At 70.7% G+C, this 23603-nt stretch carries 24 protein-coding genes and 3 pseudogenes; 9 read left to right on the top strand and 18 right to left on the bottom strand.

The features are described from left to right. The first annotated feature begins 5 nt into the window (after nucleotides 1–5). Nucleotides 6–1354 (top strand): annotated as a pseudogene (radA, locus tag QQK29_RS06975) (DNA repair protein RadA). A gap of 199 nt (nucleotides 1355–1553) precedes the next feature. On the opposite strand, the gene QQK29_RS06970 reads toward radA, so the two are convergent. Genes QQK29_RS06970 through QQK29_RS06950 form a run of 5 tightly spaced genes read right to left on the bottom strand, consistent with a single transcriptional unit; the run spans nucleotide 1554 to nucleotide 6721 of the window. Further along, nucleotides 1554–3521, bottom strand: coding sequence for a glycoside hydrolase family 2 protein (locus tag QQK29_RS06970; protein WP_284298981.1), 1968 nt, complete (start codon nucleotides 3519–3521; stop codon nucleotides 1554–1556). Between the two features lie 18 nt (nucleotides 3522–3539). After that, entirely contained in the window at nucleotides 3540–4409 is an 870-nt protein-coding gene (locus tag QQK29_RS06965; RefSeq protein ID WP_284298979.1) for a carbohydrate ABC transporter permease, read from the bottom strand. Between the two features lie 3 nt (nucleotides 4410–4412). Continuing rightward, complete coding sequence (locus QQK29_RS06960) at nucleotides 4413–5327, bottom strand: carbohydrate ABC transporter permease (RefSeq protein WP_284298977.1); 915 nt, start codon at nucleotides 5325–5327, stop codon at nucleotides 4413–4415. Nucleotides 5328–5369: 42 nt separating this feature from the next. Next, a complete protein-coding gene (locus QQK29_RS06955; RefSeq protein WP_284298975.1) occupies nucleotides 5370–6080 on the bottom strand; it encodes an extracellular solute-binding protein in 711 nt (236 codons plus the stop codon). Continuing rightward, nucleotides 5996–6721: an ABC transporter substrate-binding protein gene (locus tag QQK29_RS06950; protein ID WP_284298972.1), complete on the bottom strand. Its 726-nt coding sequence runs from the start codon at nucleotides 6719–6721 to the stop codon at nucleotides 5996–5998. Before QQK29_RS06950 ends, QQK29_RS06955 begins: the two co-directional genes overlap by 85 nt. A 116-nt stretch (nucleotides 6722–6837) precedes the next feature. On the opposite strand from QQK29_RS06950, the pseudogene QQK29_RS18560 reads away from it, so the two are divergent. Together QQK29_RS18560 and QQK29_RS06945 are read left to right on the top strand one after the other, a co-directional pair. Next, nucleotides 6838–6972 (top strand): annotated as a pseudogene (locus QQK29_RS18560) (LacI family DNA-binding transcriptional regulator); the annotation flags it as partial. Between the two features lie 241 nt (nucleotides 6973–7213). After that, nucleotides 7214–7927: a substrate-binding domain-containing protein gene (locus QQK29_RS06945; RefSeq protein ID WP_284298970.1), complete on the top strand. Its 714-nt coding sequence runs from the start codon at nucleotides 7214–7216 to the stop codon at nucleotides 7925–7927. Here the strand turns inward: QQK29_RS06945 and QQK29_RS06940 are convergent. The 11 genes and pseudogenes from QQK29_RS06940 to QQK29_RS06890 all read right to left on the bottom strand — a co-directional run bounded on the left by QQK29_RS06940 (nucleotide 7916) and on the right by QQK29_RS06890 (nucleotide 18423). Next, nucleotides 7916–9751 (bottom strand): hypothetical protein, encoded by a 1836-nt coding sequence (locus tag QQK29_RS06940; RefSeq protein ID WP_284298968.1) that lies wholly within the window; start codon nucleotides 9749–9751, stop codon nucleotides 7916–7918. The two genes, QQK29_RS06945 and QQK29_RS06940, sit on opposite strands and share 12 nt — an antisense overlap. Next, a complete protein-coding gene (locus tag QQK29_RS06935) occupies nucleotides 9748–10509 on the bottom strand; it encodes an outer membrane protein assembly factor BamB family protein (RefSeq protein ID WP_284298966.1) in 762 nt (253 codons plus the stop codon). The genes QQK29_RS06940 and QQK29_RS06935 overlap by 4 nt, the downstream gene beginning before the upstream one ends. Next, nucleotides 10506–10649, bottom strand: a complete 144-nt coding sequence (locus QQK29_RS06930) for a hypothetical protein (protein ID WP_284298964.1) — start codon at nucleotides 10647–10649, stop codon at nucleotides 10506–10508. The genes QQK29_RS06935 and QQK29_RS06930 overlap by 4 nt, the downstream gene beginning before the upstream one ends. Then, the gene (locus QQK29_RS06925) at nucleotides 10622–11548 is read right to left on the bottom strand and encodes a hypothetical protein (protein ID WP_284298962.1); all 927 of its coding nucleotides are present in this window, start codon (nucleotides 11546–11548) and stop codon (nucleotides 10622–10624) included. Before QQK29_RS06925 ends, QQK29_RS06930 begins: the two co-directional genes overlap by 28 nt. 134 nt (nucleotides 11549–11682) lie before the next feature. Then, nucleotides 11683–12291 carry a hypothetical protein gene (locus QQK29_RS06920; RefSeq protein WP_284298960.1) on the bottom strand — a complete coding sequence of 203 codons (609 nt, stop codon included), beginning with the start codon at nucleotides 12289–12291 and terminating at the stop codon, nucleotides 11683–11685. Between the two features lie 90 nt (nucleotides 12292–12381). Beyond that, nucleotides 12382–12888 (bottom strand): amino-acid N-acetyltransferase, encoded by a 507-nt coding sequence (locus tag QQK29_RS06915; protein ID WP_284298958.1) that lies wholly within the window; start codon nucleotides 12886–12888, stop codon nucleotides 12382–12384. 24 nt (nucleotides 12889–12912) lie between these two features. After that, entirely contained in the window at nucleotides 12913–13647 is a 735-nt protein-coding gene (locus tag QQK29_RS06910) for a hypothetical protein (RefSeq protein WP_284298956.1), read from the bottom strand. 56 nt (nucleotides 13648–13703) lie between these two features. Then, on the bottom strand, nucleotides 13704–14933 hold the full coding sequence (locus QQK29_RS06905; RefSeq protein ID WP_284298954.1) for an LPXTG cell wall anchor domain-containing protein: 1230 nt from the start codon (nucleotides 14931–14933) through the stop codon (nucleotides 13704–13706). A 103-nt stretch (nucleotides 14934–15036) separates the two neighbouring features. Continuing rightward, nucleotides 15037–15498 (bottom strand): LLM class flavin-dependent oxidoreductase, encoded by a 462-nt coding sequence (locus tag QQK29_RS06900; RefSeq protein WP_284298952.1) that lies wholly within the window; start codon nucleotides 15496–15498, stop codon nucleotides 15037–15039. Next, complete coding sequence (locus tag QQK29_RS06895) at nucleotides 15396–15839, bottom strand: LLM class flavin-dependent oxidoreductase (RefSeq protein ID WP_284298950.1); 444 nt, start codon at nucleotides 15837–15839, stop codon at nucleotides 15396–15398. Before QQK29_RS06895 ends, QQK29_RS06900 begins: the two co-directional genes overlap by 103 nt. 71 nt (nucleotides 15840–15910) lie before the next feature. Continuing rightward, nucleotides 15911–18423 (bottom strand): annotated as a pseudogene (locus QQK29_RS06890) (ATP-dependent Clp protease ATP-binding subunit). 243 nt (nucleotides 18424–18666) lie between these two features. Between QQK29_RS06890 and QQK29_RS06885 the strand changes: the two are divergent. Genes QQK29_RS06885 through QQK29_RS06875 form a run of 3 tightly spaced genes read left to right on the top strand, consistent with a single transcriptional unit; the run spans nucleotide 18667 to nucleotide 20122 of the window. Then, complete coding sequence (locus QQK29_RS06885; protein WP_284298948.1) at nucleotides 18667–19290, top strand: hypothetical protein; 624 nt, start codon at nucleotides 18667–18669, stop codon at nucleotides 19288–19290. Next, entirely contained in the window at nucleotides 19290–19895 is a 606-nt protein-coding gene (locus QQK29_RS06880) for a hypothetical protein (RefSeq protein ID WP_284298946.1), read from the top strand. Before QQK29_RS06885 ends, QQK29_RS06880 begins: the two co-directional genes overlap by 1 nt. Continuing rightward, on the top strand, nucleotides 19895–20122 hold the full coding sequence (locus QQK29_RS06875; protein WP_284298944.1) for a helix-turn-helix domain-containing protein: 228 nt from the start codon (nucleotides 19895–19897) through the stop codon (nucleotides 20120–20122). The genes QQK29_RS06880 and QQK29_RS06875 overlap by 1 nt, the downstream gene beginning before the upstream one ends. A gap of 84 nt (nucleotides 20123–20206) precedes the next feature. On the opposite strand, the gene QQK29_RS06870 is transcribed toward QQK29_RS06875, so the two are convergent. Beyond that, the gene (locus QQK29_RS06870; RefSeq protein ID WP_284298942.1) at nucleotides 20207–20902 is read right to left on the bottom strand and encodes a TetR/AcrR family transcriptional regulator C-terminal domain-containing protein; all 696 of its coding nucleotides are present in this window, start codon (nucleotides 20900–20902) and stop codon (nucleotides 20207–20209) included. A gap of 46 nt (nucleotides 20903–20948) precedes the next feature. Between QQK29_RS06870 and QQK29_RS06865 the strand changes: the two genes are divergently transcribed. From QQK29_RS06865 to QQK29_RS06855, 3 genes are all read left to right on the top strand, one after another. Further along, nucleotides 20949–21575, top strand: a complete 627-nt coding sequence (locus tag QQK29_RS06865) for a DUF4386 domain-containing protein (protein ID WP_284298940.1) — start codon at nucleotides 20949–20951, stop codon at nucleotides 21573–21575. A 70-nt stretch (nucleotides 21576–21645) separates the two neighbouring features. Further along, complete coding sequence (locus tag QQK29_RS06860) at nucleotides 21646–22134, top strand: nitroreductase/quinone reductase family protein (protein ID WP_284298938.1); 489 nt, start codon at nucleotides 21646–21648, stop codon at nucleotides 22132–22134. Between the two features lie 47 nt (nucleotides 22135–22181). After that, nucleotides 22182–22436, top strand: a complete 255-nt coding sequence (locus tag QQK29_RS06855; RefSeq protein WP_284298936.1) for a hypothetical protein — start codon at nucleotides 22182–22184, stop codon at nucleotides 22434–22436. 85 nt (nucleotides 22437–22521) lie between these two features. Here the strand turns inward: QQK29_RS06855 and QQK29_RS06850 are convergent, their stop codons facing one another. Continuing rightward, entirely contained in the window at nucleotides 22522–23523 is a 1002-nt protein-coding gene (locus QQK29_RS06850; RefSeq protein WP_284298934.1) for a hypothetical protein, read from the bottom strand. Nucleotides 23524–23603: the final 80 nt, after the last annotated feature.

Here is a 23603-nt window from a genome sequence, read left to right as displayed (position 1 = left end):
GCCGCATGGCCCGTCCCTCTGCTCCCGGTTTCGCGTGCGCCGAGTGCGGCTGGACCGGCGCGAAGTGGTTCGGCCGCTGCCCCGAGTGCCAGGCCTGGGGCACCGTGATCGAGCGGGGCGCCCCCACGAGCGCGGTCGCCGCCGCCTCGGTGCCGCCGTCTCGGGCGGCCAAGCCCATCACGGCGCACATCGCGCAGGATGCCGCCCACCGTCCCAGCGGGATCGGCGAGTTCGACCGCGTGCTCGGTGGCGGCCTCGTGCCGGGTGCCGCGGTGCTCGTGTCGGGCGAGCCCGGCGTCGGCAAATCCACCCTGCTGCTCGAGGTCGCCGCCCGCGCCGCGCGCGGCGGCACGCGGGTGCTGTACGTCTCGGGCGAGGAGTCGGCGAGCCAGGTGCGCCTGCGAGCCGAGCGCACCGGCGCGCTCGACGACGAGCTGTACCTGGCATCCGAGACCGACCTCGCCACGGTGCTGGGGCAGGTGGATGCGGTGCGTCCCGGTCTGCTCATCGTCGACTCGGTGCAGACGGTGTCGTCGGCGCTCTCCGACGGCGCGCCGGGCCAGCCCGCCCAGGTGCGCGAGGTGGCGGCCACGCTCATCCGCGTCGCGAAGGAGCGCGGCATCCCGCTGCTGCTCGTGGGGCACGTCACGAAAGACGGCTCGATCGCGGGGCCGCGAGTGCTGGAACACCTCGTGGATGTCGTGCTGAGCTTTGACGGCGACCGGCAGACCGCGCTGCGCTTCGTGCGCGCGATGAAGAACCGGTTCGGGCCGACCGACGAAGCCGGCTGCTTCGAGATGACGGGCGACGGCATCGCCGAGGTGCCGGATCCGTCTGGGCTCTTCCTCTCGCACTCGCGCACACCCGTGCCCGGCACCTGCGTCACGGTCACGCTCGAGGGCGCCGCGCGCTGCCCGTCGAGGTGCAGGCGCTCGTGGTCGACACGAGCGCGCCCAACCCGCGCCGCATCGTGAGCGGAGTCGACGGGGCGCGCGTGGCGATGCTGCTCGCGGTGCTCGAAAAGCGCTGCCGCATCAAGCTCTCCGACAAGGAGGTGTACGTGTCGACGGTGGGCGGCATCCGCCTCGCCGAGCCCGGCTCAGACCTCGCGATCGCCCTCGCCATCGCCTCCGCCGCGAAAGACAAGGCCCTGCCGCGCACCCTCGCCGCGATCGGCGAGATCAGCCTCGCGGGCGAGGTGCGCCCGGTCGCGGGCGGCCGCCAGCGCGCGACCGAGGCGAGCCGGCTCGGCTACCGCACGATCATCGACGCGGATGCCGGCTCGATGCAGACGGCGGAGTCGCTCGCGTTCTCGGCGCCCGGCGTGGAGACGGTGGCGGCGCCGACGTTCTAGGGACGCTGGTTTCGAGACGCGGCTGCGCCGCTCCTCAACCAGCTGACGGCCCGGTGGTTGAGGAGCGTCCGCGCAGCGGGTGTCTCGAAACCGGCTGACTGTCAGGTGGTTGAGGAGCCCGCGCAGCGGGCGTCTCGAAACCGCCGCCGCAGAAGGGTGACGCGCGCCGGACGTTGGCAGAACCGACGCGCGCCACGTCTCACCCGGCCCGGGCGCCCCGCCGGTTGGGCTCCTCGATGGGCGCCGCATCGACGAAGGTGCTCGCCCGCACCGCACCGCTCTCCTCCGTGAACCAGAGGTGCAGGCGAGCGGCGCGCCCCGGAGCCGGCACGTCGAGGCTCACCGCGGCGCTGAGCTCGAAGGGCTGCGCCTCGACGGGTGCGGTCGCCGCGGGCGTGAGCCCCGGCCGGAATCGCGACCCGGCAGCTCCCCACGCCGCGTGCACCGTGCCGCGCACGGCATCCGATCCGTGGTGCGACACGTGCACGTCGAGCGCGAACGGCTCGGTCGGCACCGGGATGTCTGCCCCGGCGTGCGCGGGCACGAGGTCGACGACGAGCACCGTGTCGGCGTGCGCGGCCGCGTAGTCGAGACCTCCGGCATCCTTCGCGCGCCGATCGGTGTCGACGATTCCCGCCATCTCGTGCTCGACGTCGGCGAACTCGGTGTACACGTAGCCCGCGAACCGGTCGTGGCGACGCAGCTCCTGGGTCTGCCACCTGCTGTGCCAGGCCCGTTCGAGGCTCGTGAAGCCGCCGCCGTACTCGCTGTTGAGGATGGGCACGCCCGTGCGCGGGAACTCCGCCGAGCCGTAGAGGTTCTTGTCGACCACGAAGTCGGGGCCGAGCTTGACCGGCCAGTCTTCGCGCGTGCCGTCGGCGAGCGCGGCGACGCCGCTGGCCCACGAGCCCGGGTCTTCGTCGTAGTAGTGCCAGTCGACGAGGTCGGTGCGCACGTGGTTCCAGCCCGAGTTCTCGACGATCGGGCGGGTGTCGTCGAGCGCACGCAGCGCGTCATACGCGGTGATGGCAGCAGCGGACCGCTCGGGGCTGCCCGGGATGTCCCAGTCGAGGCCCCACTCCTCGTTGTACAGCCCCCACACGATGATCGACGGATGGTTACCGTCGCGCTCGACCATCGGCGCGAGCTGCGCGAGGAAGGCCTCGGCGGATGCCGGGGTCCAGCGGCTGGGTGCCGGCGGCTCCGCCCAGACGAGCAGGCCCATCCGGTCGGCGTGGTGCAGCCACCGCGGCTCCTCGAGCTTGATGTGCTTGCGCACCAGATTGAAGCCGAGCTCACGCGCGAGTTCGAGGTCGCGCACAAGCGCCTCCTCGCTCGGCGCCGTGAGTCCGGTCTCAGGCCAATAGCCCTGATCGAGCACGCCGCGCAAGTACAGGCGTTCGCCGTTGAGGAAGAGCTGCTCGCCGCGGGTCTCGATGCGGCGCAGGCCCGCCGTCACCACGACGCGGTCGTCGGCGGTCGTCACCTCGAGTGCGTAGAGGTGCGGATCGGCAGGCGACCACAGGCGCGGGTCGGCGAGGTCGATGCGCCCCGCGAAGCGCCCGTCGACCACCGGGAACGGCACGCCGTCGACGCGCACCTCGGCCGCATCCGCTTCGCCCGACACGTCGAAGCCGGTGAGGGAGTCGCCGCGCACGACGACGGAGCGGATCTCCTCACGCCCGCGACCCTCGAGCCACACCGACTGCCAGATGCCCGAGGTGGGGGTGAACGAGACGCCGTCGTAGTCGTCGCGCGGAATGGAGCGCTGCTTGCCGTGCACGATCTCGCGCTTGTCGGCCGGCGCCTCCACCTCCACGACGAGCTCACCCGAGCGCCCGGTGACCTCAAACTCGAACGACACCGAACCGCCGAGGTGCTCGCCGATCAGCTCGCCGTCGAGCAGCACGCGCGCGCGGTGATGCACGCCGCCGAAGCACAGGTAGGTACGCGGCCAGTCGGTCGCGGGAACCTCGCGGCGATAGACGCCGCGCTCGAGCCAGGTGCGCTGCACCCCGGACGCCGCCGTCTCCCACGCGAAGGGAACCGTGATCTGGGTCTCGCCCTCGTCGCTCGAGAACGCCCACTGCCCGTTGAGGCTCAGCCACCGGTCGGAGCGGTCGCGGTCGGGGCGGGGGTACTCGGGCTTGGGGACGGGGTGGGTCATGTGGTGCCTTTCCATAGCTCAGCCCTTCACGCTCCCGGCGAGGATGCCGTTGATGAAGTGCTTCTGAAGGAGGAAGAAGATGACGAGGAGCGGCACGAGGGCCACGGTGCTCGCGGCGAGCAGCTCGCCCGTCACGGTGGCGTAGTCGGCGCCGATCTTGTTGCCCGAGATGGTGGATGCCAGCGTCGAGAGCACGACCTGCAGCGTCGCCATCCGTTCCGAGCTCGCGACCACGACGGGCCACACGAAGTCGTTGTAGATGTTCATGACGGTGAGCACCGCGAGCCCCGCGAGACCCGGACGGATGATCGGCACGACGATGCGCCAGTACAGCCCGAACTCGCCGCAGCCGTCGACGCGCGCGGCATCCAGCAGCTCGTCGGGAACGGATGCGATCACCTGTCGCATCCAGAAGATCGCGAAGGCGTCGACGGCGCCCGGCAGGATGAGCGCCTGGTAGGTGTTGACCCAGCCGAGCTCCTTCATCTCGAGCAGCAGCGGGATGATGAGCACGATGGTCGGCAGCATGAGGGTGACGAGCACCGTGCCGAACAGCAGGTTCTTGCCGACGAAGTCGTACTTGGCGAAGGCGTAGGCGGCCAACGGCGCGCAGAACAGCGTGATCGAGCCCTTCACCACGAGCACGATCGCTGTGTTGAGGAAGCCGTGCAGGATCGGCACGTCGTGGAACATGCCCACGAAGTTGTCGAGCCCGAAGGTGCCGAGGTCGAACTCGAGCGGATGCCGGATGATGTCGTTCGCGGGCTTGAACGCCGAGAGCACGGCCCACGCGACGGGTGCGAGGAACGCGAGCGCGAGCAGGATGAGGAACGCGTGCGATCCGATGCGCGGCCGGCGGCGTTCGCCTGCCTGGGTGGAGATGGTCACGGCTCAGTCCTTCGCTCGCAGCAGACGCACGAACCCGAGCGACAGCGCCATCACGAGGATGACGAGCAGGAACGAGTTCGCGGCCCCGGTTCCGAGGTCGCCGCGGGTGATGTGGTTGTAGAGGTAGAGGCCCGCCGTGGTCGTCGAGGAGTACGGCCCGCCCTGGGTGACCACGAACGGCTCGGCGAACATCTGGAACACGGCGAGCGTCTGCAGCACGACCGAGAACATCAGCGTGCGCCGGATGAGCGGCACCGTGATGCTCCAGATGCGCCGCATCCGTCCGGCGCCGTCGAGCGCGGCCGCCTCGTAGACCGAGGAGTCGATCGCCTGCAGGCCCGACAGCAGGATCACGATGATGAAGCCCGTGGTCTTCCAGATGAACAGCAGGGCGAGGGTCGGCTTCGCCCACTCGCTCGAGGTGAGCCAGGCGACATCCGGCAGTCCGAACACACCGAGCACGGCGTTGACGGCGCCGTAGTTCGTATCGAACAGCACGACCCAGATCTGGGCGACGGCGACGAGCGGCGTCACGAACGGCACGATGAACGCCGTGCGGTAGAAGCCGCGCGCCTTGAGCTTGGCGTTGTCGAGCAGGATCGCGGCGGCGAGCGCGATCACGAGCTGCACGGGGATGATGAGCAGCCACAGCACCGCGGAGTTCGCGAGCGAGTTCCAGAACGCCGGGTTGGTGAGCAGGTAGCCGTAGTTGTCCCAGCCCACCCACTGCGCCGATCCCGCACCCCGCCAGTTGGTGAAGCTCAGCCGGAGCGTGAAGAGCATCGGGTAGATGCCGAAGGCGAGGAACAGGGCGACGAACGGCGCGACGAAGACGTACGGCGCGATCCGCCTCGAGACCGGGAGCCCGGTGCGACGCCTACGCGGGCGCGCGGTGCCCGGCAGCGTGGTGAAGGTCAACGGGACTCCCGATCTCGATCGTTCAGCGGATGCGGTGGCCGGCTACTGCCGGTCGACGAGGTTCGTCTGGATGTCGGCGGTCGAGTTCTCGATCACCTGACGCGGCGTCAGGCTGCCGTCGAGCATGAGCTGCAGGTTGTTGCCGAGGTAGTCGACGGCTCCCGCCCACCAGCTCGGCGTCGGAACGCTGCCCGGGATCTGGCTTCCGGCTTCGGTCGCGACGGCCCACAGGTCCTGGCCGCCGAGCGCGTCGAGCGGCTGGAAGAGGGGCTTCGTCGGGTCGGCGGCGGGCAGGTAGCTCGGGATCGAGGTGTTGAGGCCCTCGGGGTAAACCGAGTTCGGTCCCCACACGGTCGAGTAGCCGGCCTCGTCGAACATCAGGAACTCGTAGAACAGCCACGCGAGCTCGGAGTTCTCGCCGTCCTTCGGCAGGATGAACGACGAGCCGCCCATCGCGCCCGACCGGGGCCCGCCATCCGTCCACGCGGGAAGCGGCATGGCGCGCCAGTCGCCCGAGGTGTTCTCGAGCAACTGCTGCGGGGCGAAGTCGAACCAGATCGCCCAGGGGTAGAACACCTGCTTGCCGGAGTCGAGCGTCTCGACGTCGGTCGGGCTGAGGTATTCGGCGCGGGTGCCGAGGCCCTCGGTGCTGACGGTGTCGAGGAAGGTCAGGATCTGCTCGTACTCGGTCGAGTCGAGGCGCAGCTCGCCGTCCGCATCCGCGATCGAGGTGCCGAGCTGGCTCGCGTACATCTCGAGCTGCAGCTGGCCGAGGAAGGGCTCTGCTCGAGGTGGATCGGACCCGAGTCGGGCACGGCGGCCTTGTAGGCGCGCGCGGCGTCGAGCAGCTCGTCGTAGGTCTCGATTCCCTCCGCGTCGACCCCGGCGGTCTCGAGTGCCGTGGCGTTGTAGAACAGCAGGCCCGGGTCGAGGTCGAACGGCACCCCGTAGATACCGCCGTCGTGCGAGTTCACGTCGAGCTTCTGCTGTGCGATGTCGTCGACGTAGGGCGCGAGCACGTCGCTCAGGTCCCACAGGTGGTCGGCGTAGCCGGCCACGAGCTGGTCGTCGAGGAACACGCCGTCGGGGACGTCGCTGCCCGTGATGAGTGTGTTCTGCAGCTTGGCGCCGATGTCGACCGCCTCGTGGTGCACGACGATGTCGGGGTACTTCTCATTGAAGGCCGCGATCGCCTCATCGAAGACCTTGAAGAGGTCGCCCTCTCGATCCCAGATGGTGATCTCGCCCTTCGGCGAGGCCTCAGTCGGAGCCTGGAGCTTGGAGGAGTCGGCCGGCGCGTCGTCTCCGCCGATCGACGGCCCGCAGGCGGTCAGGCTGAGGGTGAGCGCGGCGAGCCCGCCGAGCGCGAGGGCTCGGGTGGTGCGCTGGTGCATGGAACACTCCTTTGTGCGGGAAGTTTGCCAACGTGCGCAAAACGGTACAGCATGTTTGCACACGTTGCAAACGCTACGATCATCGAGAGCGGCTCGGATGAGACGAGGAGGTGCGGATGCCGGCAACACTGCGCGACGTCGCGGAGCGCGCCCAGGTCTCGATGCGCACGGTGTCGAATGTCGTGAGCGGCTACGCTCACGTGAGCGAGAAGATGCGCAAGCGCGTGCTCGACGCGATCGAGCAGCTCGACTACCGACCGAACCCCGTCGCCCGCACCCTGCGCACCGGCCGCACGGGCATGCTCGCGCTCGTGGTGCCCGAGATCGACGTGCCCTACTTCAGCGAGCTCGCCCGCGATGTCATCAACGCGGCCGCCGAGGTCGGGTACCGCGTCATGATCGACCAGACCGGCCACGATCATGAACGCGAGCGGGAACTGCTCACGGGGGAGACCGCACGATGCTGTTCGACGGCATCCTGTTCGCCCCCTCGTGACCCCCGCCGAACTGCTCGAGATGAACGGCCGCACGACCATGCCGCTCGTGCTGCTGGGCGAGCACGACTTCGACGGCCGCTACGACCACGTCGCGATCGACAACGTGCAGGCCGCCCACGATGCCACGAGCCACCTCGTCTCGCTCGGTCGCACCCGCATCGCCGCGATCGGCGCCCAGCCCGACGAGGAGTACTCGACCCCGCAGCAGCGCACCGCCGGCTTCGAGAGCGCCCTCGCGGATGCCGGCCTCGCCCCGGTGAGCATCGAGGCCGCCGCCCACTACCGCCGCGCCGACGGCTATCAGGCGGCCCGCGCCCTGCTCGAGCGCGACCCGCGCCCGGATGCGATCTTCTGCTATTCCGACCTGCTCGCTATGGGTGCGCTCCGCGCGGTGTTCGACGCGGGGCTGCGCGTGCCGGAAGACGTCGCCATCATCGGCATCGACGACATCGAGGAGGGCCGCTACTCGCGCCCTCACTCAGCACCGTCTCGCTCGACACGCCCTTCATCGCCGCCGGCGCCGTCGCCCGCATCACGGCCCGCATCGACGACCCGGATGCCGAGGCCGTGCAGCTCGTGGCGCCGCACACCGTCATCCCCCGCGAGAGCACGCTCGGCCGCTGACGGTCGCAGCTTGCGCCGGTTTCGAGACGCGGCGCTGCGCGGCGCTCCTCAACCAGCTCGACATGCACACCCCTCAGGTGGCTGAGGAGCGCCCGCGCAGCGGACGCGTCTCGAAGCCGTCGGGAGAGCCCTCATCCACCTCACGCCCGCGCACGGCAGCCCACAGGGCAAGCAGCAGCCCGGATGCCACGAGCGGGTCGCCGTAGGCCTGGGATCCGAACTCGGCCAGGTCGCCGAGCGACACCGACGCCTGGGGGTCGCGAGCGAGCGCGAGGAAGGCGAGAACCGTGATCGCGAAGACGCCGTTGGCGAGCACGAGTTGCACGCGGGCGGGTCGCGGGTAGCCGGGCGAGTCCTCGTTGGCGACGCCGTTCTCGGTGAGGAACGCCCACACGAAACCGAACAACACGACCGCGCCACCGGCGAAACCGAGCAGGAAGGCGATCGGGTCGGTCACGATCTCGCGATACGCGAAGAGCGCCGACATGAGCAGCGCCACGAGCACCGAGGTGGCCCGTGCCGCCGTCAGGCGTCGACGCACGAGTGCCACGACGAGCACCGCGAGCGCGAGAACCGCGCCCACGGCGGCGAGCGCATCCGGGCCCCACAGCAGCGGGAAGTCGACGAGCACTGCGGCGGCGATGAGCGCGCCCGCGATGCCGACCGCCGCCATGAGCTCGGGCAGCGTGCGACGCCCGCGCCGTGCCTGCACGACGGCGAGCCCGATGAGCGCGACGGCGCCGACCGCGCGCACGGCGAACACGACCACCGTGGCGGTGAGCGCATCCGACACGGCGAGCAGCCCTGCCACGACCTCGTGCGGGGCACCGTACCCGAGGGCCACCTGCGCGAGCACCAGCAGCGGCGTCGCCACGAGGCTCGTGGTCGTGACGGCCGCCACGACGAGGGCGAGCGCATCGACGCGATCCACCATCCCCTGCGCCGAGGGCGTGCCACGGCCGGGACGGATGCGCGCGAGCGCGAGCCAGGAGACCGCGATCAGCACGAGCAGCAGCACCGCGCCCGCGAGACCACGTACGCCGTCCGGCTCGACGAAGCCGCCCGCCCCGAGCGCCACGTCGACGGTGCGCCAGAGCGCCACGAGCGCGAGCACGACGTACACCGCCACCTGGCCGATCACGCTGCGCACGACCTTCGCCGCCCACAGCGCGAGCGACACCGTGAAGCTCGCGATCGCCGCGCCCGCCGCAAGGCCCGCCGGAATCGCGAGCTGGCCGAGCGTCGAGAGCATGAGGCTCAGCAGCAGCGGCACGAAGTCGTAGCCCGCGAGCCGGTTCACGGCCGACAGCACGGCCGCCGTCACGGTGAGCGGACCCCACACCAGACCGGCGATCACCACGAAGTCCCACCAGCGGTACCCGCGCCCGCCGCGCAGCGCCACGAACACCACGAGCCCCGCGCACGCCACCACGGTGAGGATGCGCGCGACCGGCAGCTCCTCCTGGTCCGGCACCGAGGTGAAGAGCATGACGCTCACCACGAACACCGTCATGAGCCACCGCAGCCACGGCCGCGCGTGCAGTGCCCCGGATGCGGCGAGAGTCGCCGAGAACGCGGTGAGCGCAAGCACGATCCAGACGAGCGCGCGCGGCAGGGTCAGCAGCACCGTTCCGGCCTGCGCCGAGAGCGGCACGAGCTCACGCAGCGGCCCCGAGAACAGCACGAGTGCGGCCGCAACGACGTACCCGACGATCGCGACCGCCACGATCGGCCGCAAGCCGAGTGGCCAGCCCACATCGCGCAGCCGCCCCTCGCGCACCGGCTCGACGATCACGTGCCCCACGAATTCGGCGATGGTCTCGCGCGCCACGTCTCGGGCGCGACGTCGCGCGGGCGCAGGCGCGGCGGCGGGCGCCGGTGCCGGCTCGCGCGCGGTCGTCTCCGTCATCGCACCTCCACCCCCGTCGTGTTGCTGTGCAGGATGCGGATGCCGCCCTGCGTCGCGAGCACCACCCGCGTCGCGCCGAGGGGTCCGGGTCCGATCTCGACCTCATCGAAGAGCTCGCCATCGGGCCCGCGCCGCTCGAGCGCCTGCTCGCCCGCGAGCACCAGGTGGTCCCCGTCGCTCACGAGCGCCTCGCTCGCCGCCGACGACCAGATCCGGTGCCCCGCGGCATCCCAGGCGACAGTGCCCTCGTCGCTCTGCGCGACGACGGTTCCCCCGAGCACGACGATGCGGCGCGAGACGCCGAGCTGGTCGGAGTCCCAGCGCCGTGCGCCGTCGCGCGCCTCCAGAACCCACACCGCGCCCGTGCTGCCCTGCACCGCGACGAGCCCGTCGCCGATGGCGGCCCGCTCGGCCGAGGCGAGCTCGGTACTCCAGCGTTCCGCGCCGTCCGCGAGCGAGCGCGCGAGCACGGCGCCACCGCGGTCGACGATCACCACGAGGCCGCCGCCGACCGCGGGAGCCTCGGAGACATCCGTGCGCAGCGCGACCGACCACACCGTCTCACCCGTTGCGAGGTCGATGCGCCGCAGCGTGCCGTCGAGGCTCACCACGACGATGTCGCCGTCGCCCGCCGGCGTCGGCGAGGCGACCACGACATCCGGGAACCGCATCGACCACAGGCGCGCACCGCGCTCGTCGTAGGCGAGCAGGCGGCGCTCGGCCGTCGTCACGAGGGTGACCTCGCCGATGGCCGTCACCTCGAGCAGGTCACCGCCGGGGAGGCGACCCAACTGCGCGTCGCCGTCGTGCCCTCGACCGTGTAGCCGGCGAGGCGACTGCCCACCGACGCCACGAGCGTGCCGTCCGAGGTCACCGCCGCGAGGCCGTCGAAGGGCACCCCTGCGGCGAGTCGCCGTAGGCCGGGTCGCTCAGCTGGAACGCGAGGTCGCGCGCCCGCCAGCGCGACGCCTCGTCCCACTCGGATGCCGCCGGCTCGGTCACGACGTCGCGGGCGAGGCCGCCCGTGGAGGGCAGCTGTTCGCTCGTGAAGCTCACGCGGGTGCCCGACACGTCGCCCTCGTCGAGCACGATCCCGCGGCCCGGGCACCAGGTGGCCTCCTCGAGGATCGCGAGCACCTCGTCGCCGCTCTCCGGCTCGATGTACCGCGTGTCGGTCGTGGCGAGGAGGCACCCGTCGGCGGCGGCCGCGATCTCCCCGGTCATCCGGTAGCTGTAGAGATTGCCCGGCATCGCCGCGCCCTCTCCCCGCCAGGTCGCCCCGGGGGCGGCATCTGCCGGCAGCACCACGAGCCCGGGAGAGTAGCTGAAACCCACCTCGCCGCCGAGCGAGGTCAGCATCGAGACGCCGCGGTCGTCGAGCTCGTACAGGGTGGTGTTCTGTGGGGTGTCGTCGTCGAGGTAGGTCAGCGATTCGCGCCAGAGTTGCGCCGAGGTGAGCGACTCGCTCGTGCGCTCCTCGAAGAAATGCGCCCCCGCGAGGCTCGGCAGCTCGAGCAGCAGCCCGGGGCCCGTGTCGCGCGCGTTCTCGCGCACCGTGCGCGCCCCATCCGCTGCCGTCACGAGAGATGCCGTGCCGTCGCCCGGCACGAACCGCGCCGCCGCGCCGCCGCGCACGGCCGGCGTCGTGAGGTCCGACGCCGCGAGCCCCGCAGACCCTGCCACCACGACTCCGATCACCGCGACCCACACGAGGGCACGCCGCAGCGGCGAGACGGGTCGCGGCTGTGCGGGCTGCTCGTCATGCTCCGCGGCGACGGTGGTGGTGGTGTCGGACATGGGGCTCCAGCGCTGGCTTGACGCTACCGCATGGCAGCGCCACGACGATGCGGTGTGCGCACTCGTTGTCGGTCGCGACCACGCTCGTGACCGACAACGGCGCAGCCCGGCGGATTACCGCCGCGCAAGAAGACTCAGAACAGCAGGAACGCCACGTCGCTCGCCGACGTCGCCTCGCCGAGCGAGACCGACAGGCGGTAGGTGGCGCCGCCTGCCGTCACCTGCGGCCGATCCGCCTCGCACGTGTCGGCGGATGAGCGGGTGCGGTCCCACGCGAACGGGGTCGTGGTGAGCTCGATCCCGGGTTCGAGCACCTGCTCGAGCGGCTGCGGGTCGCTCTGGCAGTCCCGCGAGTTCCAGATCGGGTCGGAGCCGCTCACGATCGCGTAGAGCTGGGCCGCGGTGCCGACGTCGAAGGTGCACGCGGCGGCACCCGCGTTCTTGATCGTCATCGAGATCATCGGGGTCTCGCCGGGCTGGTAACTCTCCTTGTCGGTCACCGGCGTCAGCTGGATCGCGGCGGGGTCGCACGGCGTGCTGCCGTCGGACTTCGCGGTCTCGCTCGCGCTCGGATCGGGAGACTTCGAGGCGTCGGCGCCCTTCGGGTTCTCGCCCGCTCCTGCTCCGGGTCGCACGATGAGCAGCACGATCACGACGACCACGGCCAGCACCCCGAGACCCACGACCAGACGCCGACGTCGGTACACCGACGCAGGCAGGCGACCCGGCTGCTGGCTCGTCATGCCGCCAGGGTAGGCCCGGGCCCGCGGGGAACCCGGATGCGCACGCGGCATGGCGCGGACTCCCGGGGGATTCGGAGGTGCCGCGGCCCGCTACAGCTGCTTCAGCATCCGGGTGTTGCCGAGGGTGTTCTGCTTGACGCGCGCGAGGTCGAGAAACTCGGCCACGCCGTCGTCGGGGGAGCGCACGAGCTCGGCGTAGACCTCGGGGTCGACGAGCTGCTCGCCGATCGGGGCGAAGCCGTGGCCGCCGAAGAAGTCGGTCTCGAAGGTGAGGCAGAACAGTCGGCTGAGCCCGAGGTCGGCAGCGTCGCTCTCGAGCTGCTCGAGCAGTGCATGCCCGACGCCCTTGCGCAGCCAGGGCTCGGCGACCGCGATCGTGCGGATCTCGCCGAGGTCCTCCCAGATCACGTGCAGCGCGCCGCAGCCGATGAGCTCGCCGTCGGGCGTCTCGGCCACCCGGAACTCCTGGATGTCTTCGAACAGCGTCACGCGCTCCTTGCCCAGCAGGATGCGTCGCTCGACGTAGGGGTCGATGATCTCGAGCATTCCGCGGACGTCGGGCGTGCGCGCGTGGCGCACCCGGAAGGAGCTGGTCACCTGATCAGCCTAGGGCGACCGCCCTCACCCCTGGGCGTCGGCGAGCTTCGCCGGCAGGGCGTCGACCGCCACCGCGAGACCCGGCACGACCGAATCGGCATACTCCGCGAGCGCGCCCTCCGAGTCGTTGCCCGGAATGGCCGAGGCGCGCACCGTGAGGATGAACGGGCCGGCGAGGTAGTACACGATCCACCCGGATGCGCGTTCCCCGGTCGACCAGGTCTGCTCCGTCGCCTGCTCCACGGTGCCGAACGGCCAGCGTCCACTCGGCTCCGGCAGCGGCGCGTACTCGGTGCGCAGGGTCTCGTCGTCGGAGGTGTACTCGTAGGGCTGCGCGACGGCGGAGGCGATCTCGTTGTACGCGGCGCCCGCAGCATCCGTGCTCTCCATGAGCACGATCTCGACGTCGAACACATAGCCGGGACCGCGGCTGTAATCGGCCCAGCCGGGGCTCTCCGAGGTGCGCAGCACCCGCGCGACCCGACGGGCGTCGTGATCGACGACCGACCAGTCGGAGGCGAAGGTCTGCTCGCCGAGACCCTCGCTGTTCTCGACATCGAAGTCGGCCGGCGCCACCGGCAGCGCCTCACGCATGAGGTCCTCGGCGGCCTGCACGTCGACCGCCTGCGGATCGACCGCGGGGACGGCGGGCGACGGCGTGGCGCCGCCGGGCAGAGGGAACGGGAGCCCGCCGCACGCGGTGAGGGCGAATGCGAGCGCCGCGACCGCGGGAAGCACGAGCAGTCGGTGGTGGTTCATGCCTTCGACCCTAGCGACCCCCGTTCGGGGGTGCGGTCGGGTGGATCCCGCTCGGGTCAGAGGCGGGCGGTCGCGCGCCGACGGCGCACCAGCAGCACGCCGCCCACGAGCGCGAGCACGGCGGCAGCCGCGGCGAGGCCGGTGCCGGGCGTGACACCCGTCTCGGCGAGCGTCGGGTCGGCGGCCGGGGCGGGCGCGGGGGCCACAGGCACCGCGCCGAGCCAGGTGACGTTCACGGCGGTGCCCGTGTAGCCGATCTCGTAGCGCTGACCACCCGAGACGAACTCGTCGCCGTCGGCGAGCACCGCGCCCGCCGGCGAGCGGAAGGCGCCGGTGACCGCGACATCCGAACTGAGCACGGTCACGGCGTCTCCGACGGCCGCGGCGGACGCAAGGCGCAGCTCGAGCACGGTGTCGACCACCGAAACCGCCTGGCCGACGCCACGCACGAGGTCGGCGTCGCCGGTGGCCGGGTTCCAGTCGACCATGTAGCTGCCGCCGGTCCAGGTCGAGGTGCCCCACAGGTCGATGGCGCCGATGTCGGTTCCTGCGACGCCCGGGCTCACGGTGCCCGTGCCGAGGTTGAGCTGCCGCACGACGGAGGCCGCGCCCAGCGCGCCGCCGGTGAAGGTGCCGCCCGCGACACGGAACGACTTGCCGCCCAGATTCGCGCCCGGCGTGATCTGCACCTCGCCGGCCTCCACGCGCAGACCCTCGGGCTCGGCACCGCACGATCCCACGCCGCCACCACCGCCCGCGAAGCGCAATACGCCGGCACCCGTCTTGACGATGCATGCGGCGGCAGCACCGTCGAGGTTGCCGGTAGTCACCTCGATCACGCCGTCGACCTGCAGGGTGAGAGTGGATGCCGGGTCGACGTTCACCTGCGAGGGGAGCGTGAGCGCGGCACCGGTCGCCACCGCCCAGCTCTGGTCACCCGAGGTGGTGACTCCGGGCTGGATGGTCACCGGTGCACCCGCGTCGACGGTGAGGCCGTTCGTGAGGCCGATCGCACCACCGCCGTTGGCGATCGTGTGCGCATTGGTGAAGTGGAACGAGGAGAACGTCACGTTGCCGAGGTTGTAGGTGGAGCGGTCGCCGCCCGCGAACGTCACATCGTCACCCGTCGCGGCGATGGCGCCGCCGCTCCACGGGCCGCCGACCGACCACCATGAATCTGTCGGTGAGACCCACGTGACGCTTGCGGCCGCGGCCGGTGACGTCGCCACGAGGGCGAGGGCGACTCCGCCCGCGAGAGCGAGAGGCAGGGTACGGGCGCGACGCATGGCGTCTCCGATCGGGTGGGTTCGGGTGGATTCGGGTGAACTCGGAGGGCGCCGAGACGTTGTCAGGTTAGCGGTAGCCCCGCCCCCGCTGATAGCCCCGTGCTCATCCGACGACGGTGTCGATGAACCGGCGCACCGCGTGAGCCGAGTCGTCGACCGTGATCGCCCGCAGCACGAGTTCGTCGACCGCGCCCACGTAGCCCGCGATACCGTATGCGAGGGTTGCGTGGTCGACGCCGCGGATCGTCGCGTCGAGGGCCCCGTGGCCGATCCGCGCGAAGTTCGCCGCATAGTTCGGGTAGCCCGCATAGCGCGCGGACTCCTGCTGGAGTGCCTCGAGCGCACCCGGTTCCGTGATCGCACGCGCGTAGAGCACGACGCGCGGGGCCGCACGACCGGCGGCAGCCGCATCCGCGACGGCCTCATGGCGGGCGGCGGATGCGGTGGCCGGCGTCAGCCAGCTCAGCAGCAGCCCGTCGGCTCGCTCGGCACCGAGGCGCCGCATCGCGGGCCCGAGGGCGCCCAGCACGATCGGCACGTCGAGCCGCGCCTGCAACTCGGCCACGCCCTCGGCGACGAGACCCAGCGGGCGGCGCGCAGCACCCGATCCGACCCCCAGCACGAGGCGATCCAGCGGCAGATCGAGCTGCGCGATGCTCGATGCGATCTCGGCGGCGGGGCGCCGATCGAGGGGATCACGCCCGTCGCGAGGCGCAGCGTCGTCGTGACCTCCGCAGCGGCCGCGAGCCCCGCGAGCGCATCACCTGCCGGGGTGTCGTTGAGCCAGAGCGCGTGCAGCCCCGCCTGCTCGGCCGCGCGCGCCGCCTGCCGCACCACCTCGGCGGGAACGCTCCCCGCGAGGCCGAGCGAGAGAGCGAACGCGGGGACGGCAGCGGAAGCGGTCATGTCCCGACGCTACCCGCACGCACGGAAACGGGGCGCGAGTCTCACGACTCCCGCCCCGCCCGTTCGCGTGCCTAGACCGCTTCGGCGTCGCCCGCGTCGACAGGCGCGGATGCCGCACCCACCCCCGCAGGAAGCTCGCGGCCCGGCTGACGCCCGGTGGTGAACACGAACTCGCCGTCCACCAGGTCGACGTGCACGTGGTCTCCCGCGTCGAGGCGTCCGTGCAGGATCTCCTCGGAGAGCTTGTCCTCGATCTCGTGTTGCACCGCGCGGCGCAGCGGGCGCGCACCGAGGGTGGGCTCCCAGCCGAGCTCGATCAGGCGGCCCTTGGCGGCATCCGTGATCTCGATCGTCATGTCACGGTCGAGCAGACGCTCGCTCAGGCGCTTGATGAACAGCTCGACGATCTGGCCGAGCTCCTCCTGCGAGAGCTGCGGGAACACGATCGTCTCGTCGACGCGGTTGAGGAATTCGGGCTTGAAGTGCTTCTTGAGCTCCTCGACCACCTTCGCGCGCATCGCCCGGTAGGAGTTCTCGGTGTTGCCCTCGAGCGTGAAGCCCACGGGGCCACCGGTGATGTCCTTGGTACCGAGGTTGGTCGTCATGATGATGACCGTGTTCTTGAAGTCGATCACGCGGCCCTGGCCATCGGTCAGACGCCCTCTTCGAGGATCTGCAACAGCGAGTTGAAGATGTCGGGGTGCGCCTTCTCGATCTCGTCGAAGAGCACGACGCTGAACGGCTTGCGGCGCACCTTCTCGGTGAGCTGGCCGCCCTCCTCGAAGCCGACGAAGCCGGGAGGGGCACCGAACAGCCGCGAGACGGTGTGCTTCTCGCCGTACTCCGACATGTCGAGCGCGATGAGCGCATCCTCGTCGTCGAACAGGAACTCCGCGAGCGCCTTGGCGAGCTCGGTCTTACCGACACCGGTGGGGCCGGCGAAGATGAACGAGCCCGACGGACGCTTCGGGTCCTTGAGGCCGGCGCGCGTGCGGCGGATCGTCTTGGCGAGCACCGAGATGGCCTCGTGCTGGCCGACCACCCGCTGGTGCAGCGCGTCCTCCATGAAGATGAGGCGTGCCGACTCCTCCTCGGTGAGCTTGAACACCGGGATGCCGGTCGCGTTCGCGAGCACCTCGGCGATGACGCCCTCGTCGACGGTGCCGGATGCGGCCACGTCGCCCGATCGCCACTGCTTCTCGAGGCGCAGACGCTCGCCGAGCAGGCGCTTCTCCTCGTCGCGCTTGGTCGCGGCGAGCTCGAAGTCCTGATCCTCGATCGCGCCCTCCTTCTCGGCGCGCACGGCGGCGATCTTGTCGTCGAACTCACGCAACTCCGGCGGGGCCGAGAGGATCGAGAGCCGCAGTCGCGCGCCCGCCTCGTCGATCAGGTCGATCGCCTTGTCGGGCAGGAAGCGGTCCTGCACGTAGCGGTCGGCGAGGTTCGCGGCCGAGACGATCGCGCCATCCGTGATCGACACCTTGTGGAACGCCTCGTACTTGTCGCGCAGGCCCTTGAGGATGTTGATCGTCATGGGCAGGCTCGGCTCGGCCACCTGCACGGGCTGGAAGCGGCGCTCGAGCGCGGCATCCTTCTCGAAGTGCTTGCGGTACTCGTCGAGCGTCGTGGCACCGATCGTCTGCAGCTCGCCGCGGGCGAGCAGCGGCTTCAGGATGTTGGCCGCGTCGATCGCACCCTCGGCAGCGCCCGCGCCGACGAGCGTGTGGATCTCGTCGATGAAGGTGATGATGTCGCCGCGCGTGCGGATCTCCTTGGTGACCTTCTTGAGGCGCTCCTCGAAGTCTCCGCGGTACCGGGAGCCGGCGATGAGGCTGCCGAGGTCGAGCGTGTAGAGCTGCTTGTCCTTGAGGGTCTCGGGCACGTCTCCGCGCACGATCGCCTGGGCGAGGCCCTCCACGACGGCGGTCTTGCCGACGCCGGGCTCGCCGATCAGCACGGGGTTGTTCTTGGTGCGGCGGGAGAGGATCTGCATGACGCGCTCCATCTCCTTCTCGCGCCCGATCACCGGGTCGAGCTTGCCCTCGCGCGCGGCCTGGGTGAGGTTGCGGCCGAACTGGTCGAGGATCTGGCTGCCCTTGTCGGTGGCGGCCTGCTCGTTGCCGCCGACGGCGACCTGCTCCTTGCCCTGGTAACCCGAGAGCAGCTGGATGACCTGCTGACGCACGCGGTTCAGGTCGGCGCCGAGCTTCACGAGCACCTGGGCGGCGACGCCCTCACCCTCGCGGATGAGGCCCAGCAGGATGTGCTCGGTGCCGATGTAGCTGTGGCCGAGCTGCAACGCCTCGCGCAGGCTCAGCTCGAGCACCTTCTTGGCACGCGGGGTGAACGGGATGTGGCCGGTCGGCTGCTGCTGGCCCTGGCCGATGATGTCCTGCACCTGCTCGCGCACCGCGTCGAGCGAGATGCCGAGAGACTCGAGCGCCTTGGCGGCAACGCCCTCACCCTCGTGGATGAGGCCGAGCAGGATGTGCTCGGTGCCGATGTAGTTGTGGTTGAGCATCTTCGCCTCTTCCTGGGCGAGGACGACCACGCGACGGGCTCGGTCGGTAAAGCGCTCGAACATTTCAACTCCTTGACGCCGCGACCAACGGTTGCCGCAGCGATACATCGAGGGTAACGAGCGCCCCCGCTCCCGCATGCCCCTGTTCGCCGTGGGCGCATCCGCTCTCCTCCTCATCGCGAGTAGTCGTATCAGGTGCCGATACCGGCCCGGAAGGGCACCCGATACGACTACTCGCGGATGGGGCTTGCGAGGGGTTATCGATAGTCGTTATGTTAACGACAGTCGATAAGGAAGGACACTCGGATGCAGAACAGCGTGCAGCTGGAACCCCACCTCTCGCGGGCCGACCGGGTGAGCATGTGGATCCTCATGGCGGCTGGTGCGGCCATCGCCGTCACCACCGCCGTGTTCGCCGGCATCCGCATCGCCGAGGTGCTCGGCAATCACGACGTCGAGGTGCTCGGCGAGTTCACCGGAACCCTCGCGCAGGCCCCCATCGGCCCCGACGGCGCGCTCATCGAGGTCGAGCTGGATCGGGCCGTGCTGACCGTGCCGAGCCTGCCCGGCGCCGCTGTCGCGGCGCTCGTGCTGCAGCAGCTCGCCGTCGTCGCGACCATCTGGACCCTCGTGACCACCCTCGGCCTCGTGACCGTCTCGGCCATGCGCGGCCGCACCTTCAGCCGCCGCAACACGCGCCTCGTCGGCACGGCGGGCATCGTCGGCGTGCTCGGCTTCGCGGCGGTGCCGTTCTTCGGCAACATGGGCGCCAACGCCGCTTTCGCGCAGCTCTCCCAGGGCACCTTCGACAACGTCATCATGGCGGTCGACCTCTTCCCCTTCGTGCTGGGCGCGTTCGTCGCGGCGCTCGCGGGCACCGTCTTCGCCGTCGGCGACCGCCTGCGTCGAGAGGCCGAGGGGCTCGTGTGATGGGCGTGATCACGGCCGCACGTGCGGCGGGCGCGACGCGCCTCGTGGCGCTCGGCGGCATCCGGATCGCGGGGCTGGCCGTCGCGGTCGGCGCGATGGTCGTGGGGATCGCCTACCTCATCGTTTCGATCGTGGGCGACACCGTCGCCTCACCCGGCGCGGGGATCTTCGAACCCGAACGGGGTCTGCTGTCCGGCCTTCCGCTCGGCCTCCGTCTGCTGAACGCCATCTCGTTCCTGCTCGCATGCCTCGTGGTGAGCGGCATGGCGTGGATCATCGCGGATCTCGCCTGGCGCGTGCGTCGCGGGGTGCGCTTCGACACCGCGGTGTCGCGCTCGACCGCAGCACTCGCCGTCGTTCTCGCACTCGGTGCGACCGTCGTGCAGTTCGTGCGCAACCTCATGCTCTACACGGGCCTCCGATATCCCGAGGATGCGGACCCGGCCACCGTCGATCGAGCGTCGCTTCCCCTCGAGTGGGGCGTCGGCACCTACACCTTCGTGCCCAACTTCACCCTTCTCGGCCTCGCGATCGTGCTCGGGGTTCTGGCCTACATCATCCGCGCGGGCGAGCGTCTGCAGCGCGACACCGAGGGGCTCGTCTGATGGCGCCCGCCGAACCCGACGACGAGGGACGCATCCACTGCCGCCTCGACGAGCTGCTCGAGGAGCGCGGCATGACGCTGACGCGGCTCTCAGAGCTCGTGGGCGTGAGCCTCGTGAACCTCTCGGTACTGAAGAACGACCGGGCCCGCGCCATCCGCTTCTCGACCCTCACCGCGATCTGCGACGCCCTCGAGTGCCAACCGGGCGACCTCCTCGTGCTGCGCTGACCTACCTCGATCTGCGAGACCGCGCATTCGACGCCGAACCCAGGAGTTCGCGCGTCGGATGCGCGGTTTCGTGAGGCGCGACGCTCAGCGGGAAGCGGCGCGGCGCACCTCGAGGCCGTCGAGCAGCGCGTCGAGCCCGAACTCGAACTCCCGCTGGTCGTCGCACCAGCCGATCGTCGTCGCCGCGTCATGCTGGAGGTGCGCCGCCATCTCGGCGAGGAACGGGAGGCTGTCGGCGAACGCGGCGAGCTCCGCGAGTGCCTGCTCCGGATCCACCTCGGTCTCCTCGATGGCGGGAGCACCGGGCTGAAACAATTCGGTCGTGAATCCGAGCGCGCGGCTGCCGAAGGCGTGCAGGGCGTGGTGCACGGCGTCGACCGAGAAGCCGGCACGCCGCATGATCGCCCCGAACTCGTCGAAGTAGCGCATGAGCGCGGGGCCCATCGTGCCGTGACTGCCGAGCAGCGCGGGGGCCCACGGATGCCGCAGCAGCGTCGCGCGCGCCGCGAGGATTCGGCGACGCAGCACGCTCCGCCAGTCCTCCTCGGGGGCGGGCTCCGGAAGCGCCTCGCACGCCTCGTTGATCTCGGCGACGATGAGCTCGACGAGCGAGTCGAGCAGGTCGTTCTTGCCCGACACATGCCGATAGAGGGCCATCGCCTCGACCCCGAGCCCGTCGGCGACACTGCGCATGGTGACGCCGGCCAACCCCGCGCGGTCGGCGACGGCCATCGCCTCCCGCAGGATGCGCTCTCGCGAGAGGGGCTTGCGGGCTGCCATGCTTACACTGTAAACATGTTTACACCGTAAACACGAAAGGCTGCCCATGCCCCCCGCCACCACCACATCCGCCGCCCCGCTCCGACGCTCCGTCGCGAGCGGTGACCCCCGCCGCGTCGCGCGCACGACCGGGGCCGCGATCCTGCTCATGGCACCCTTCGGCATGTTCGGCAACGTCGTCACCCTCGGCCTCGGCACGGAGGTCGCGGGCATGACCGACCGCGTACTCGAGGGTGCGCTGCCTGTCGCCCTCGCCGTCATCGCGTTCGGCATCGTCGTCGTGCTCGACATCATCGCCGCGTGGGGAATCACCCAGTTCTTCGCCGACCGACCGCTCGCACGCCTCGCGGGCTGGATGCGGGTGGCCTACTCCGCGGTGCTCGCCGTGGCTGCGGCTCAGCTCGCGACGGCGCTGAGTCTCGCGCGCGCCGGAGCAGACGACGCATCCGTCGCATCCGGGGCCACCGCGTTCAGCGCCACGTGGCAGCTCGGGCTCTTCGTCTTCGGAGGGCACTTGATCCTGCTCGGCGCGCTCGTCATCCGCACGCGGACCACGCCTACGCTCATCGGCTGCATCGTCGCCCTCGCCGGCGCGAGCTACGCGTTCGACAGCGCGGCGCGCCTGCTGCTGCCCTCCGACTCCCCGCCCTCGCGGTCGCGGTGGTGCTCGTGAGCGCCACGTCGATCGTCGGCGAGGCGGGGCTCGCGGTGTGGATGCTCCTCAGGGGCGGCGGGCGCGCCCGATGAGCCCGGGATGGGTCGCGGCGCTCGTCGTGCTCGCCGCGCTTGTGGCGATCGTCGGGGCGTTCATCGCGCTGCTCTTCATCGGCCTGCGGGCGCGCGTGCCGTGGGCGAACCACCTCATCCGCCGGATCAATCGTGATGGGCTCAATCGCATCCAGCTGCGGCGCGCGGGGCGTGCGGGGGCCGCATGCGCGCTCCTGCACCATCGCGGCCGCGTCACAGGAACGGCACGTGTCACGCCTATCGGCGCCGTCCCCGTCGACGGGGGTTTCGAGGTGTCGCTCGTCTACGGGCGCGACGTCGATTGGGTGAAGAACCTGCAGGCCGCCGGATCCGCCGAACTGCACCACGACGGGCACCGCTACCTCGTCGACCAGCCCACTTTCATCCCCGCCACGGAGTCGAGGTTCGCTGCGACGGAAGCGTCGACGATCCGCACCTTCCGGATCCAGGAAGTGCTTCGCGTGCGCGCGCGGCCCGCGCAGTGAAGCCGGGGCGCGCCAACTCGGGCTCCTGCTCGTGCTGGGCTGAGCGGGTGGCGGTTGCCGGGCGATCCACGTGGCAGGTGTTCTTGACGCCCCCGCATCCGGAGTACGCCGACCTGACCTCGGCGGCCGGCACGCCCCACAGCTCGAGCCCCGGGGCGACGAACGCGAGGTTCGTGCTCGCGGCAGCTGCGGCGTCCACCAGCCCGACAATCACGGGATCCTCCGCGAGGCGATCCAGCAGTCGCTCAGCAGGGTCGGGCGTCGTCACCCAGACCTCACCCACACCCGGGGCGTACGGCTGAAGCCCCACCCGTGACCCCGGAAACGCGGATGCCGCATCCGTCGCCACCGCGAGCGCCGCGTCGTGTTGTACGTCGTGTCTGCCAGTCATGTCGCGCAATACCCCGCGATCATGCCCGTGATTTCGAGACCACCGGAGGCGAGCGAATCGAGCAGCGCGTCGTCGCCCGCCGTGGCAGTAGGAATGCCGTCAACGCACGTCGTCCGGCTGACGATGCCACCCGACGTCGCCCACTGCACATTGACGATCAGCACGCCGTCGACGGTCGAAACGGCCGTACTCACGAGCTGCAGGAAGCGCGCCCACCCTTCCGCCTCAGATGGCGTGTCCGCATGGGAGAACAGGGCACCGATGACGACCGATTCGGCCGCGTCGTTGAGGTGGTAGCCGAACCAAACCGCCTCATCCGGCAGCTCCAGCCCCGAGTCGTCATCACCCGGCAGGATGTTGGGCGGCAGCGCGAGATCGGATTGCCCGACGAGCGCGAGCACCGCGTCCGGCGGTAACCCACCCATGAAACTGAGCCCCGGAAGCAGCCACTGGGTGGTGAGTTCGGGCGCGCTCGCGACGGCGGCACGCACGGCATCCGTATTGGCGACGAGTGCATGGGTGACCGAGGTGTCCGCGCGGTCGATCGCGCCGATCACGCGCGACCAGGAGGGTGCGGCACGGATGAGATGCACCTCGAGGCCCGGGCCGATGGCCTCCTCGAGCCGCGCCGCTAGCTCGACCTCGGCCTCGACCTCCAGGCCGGCAACCACAGCCGCCGGGTACTCGAGGTGCAGGGCGTCTGTCTGCTGCGCGACCTCGAACTCGACCTCGGCGAGCTCGGCCGCTGCAGCGACCATCACGCTGTCGGCCACCGCGCGCCATTGCGCGGGCGAACTCTCAGCGCGCATGCGCACGGCGATGCTCGCGGAGCGCGGCGCAAACGCCAGCGCTGAATCGGCGCTGACGCTCTCGACGCCGTCCTGTTCCCGGATGTCGCCCACGAGCCTGTCGAAGTCGGCCTGCAGTTGCTGCGTGTGGGAAATGTCGTCGACGACCTGCTGGTACTGCTCCGCGAAGCTGCAGCCGGTGAGCAGCATGCCGAGCGCCGCAACACCCGCAACTGCCGCGACCATCCGCCGCCCCTGACGTCTCCTCACCCGCGACACGCTACCGAGCC

It is taken from the genome of Homoserinibacter gongjuensis, assembly GCF_030161875.1.
Taxonomy (GTDB): Bacteria; Actinomycetota; Actinomycetes; order Actinomycetales; family Microbacteriaceae; genus Homoserinibacter; species Homoserinibacter gongjuensis.
This window is presented reverse-complemented; position numbering and strand designations above follow the sequence as displayed.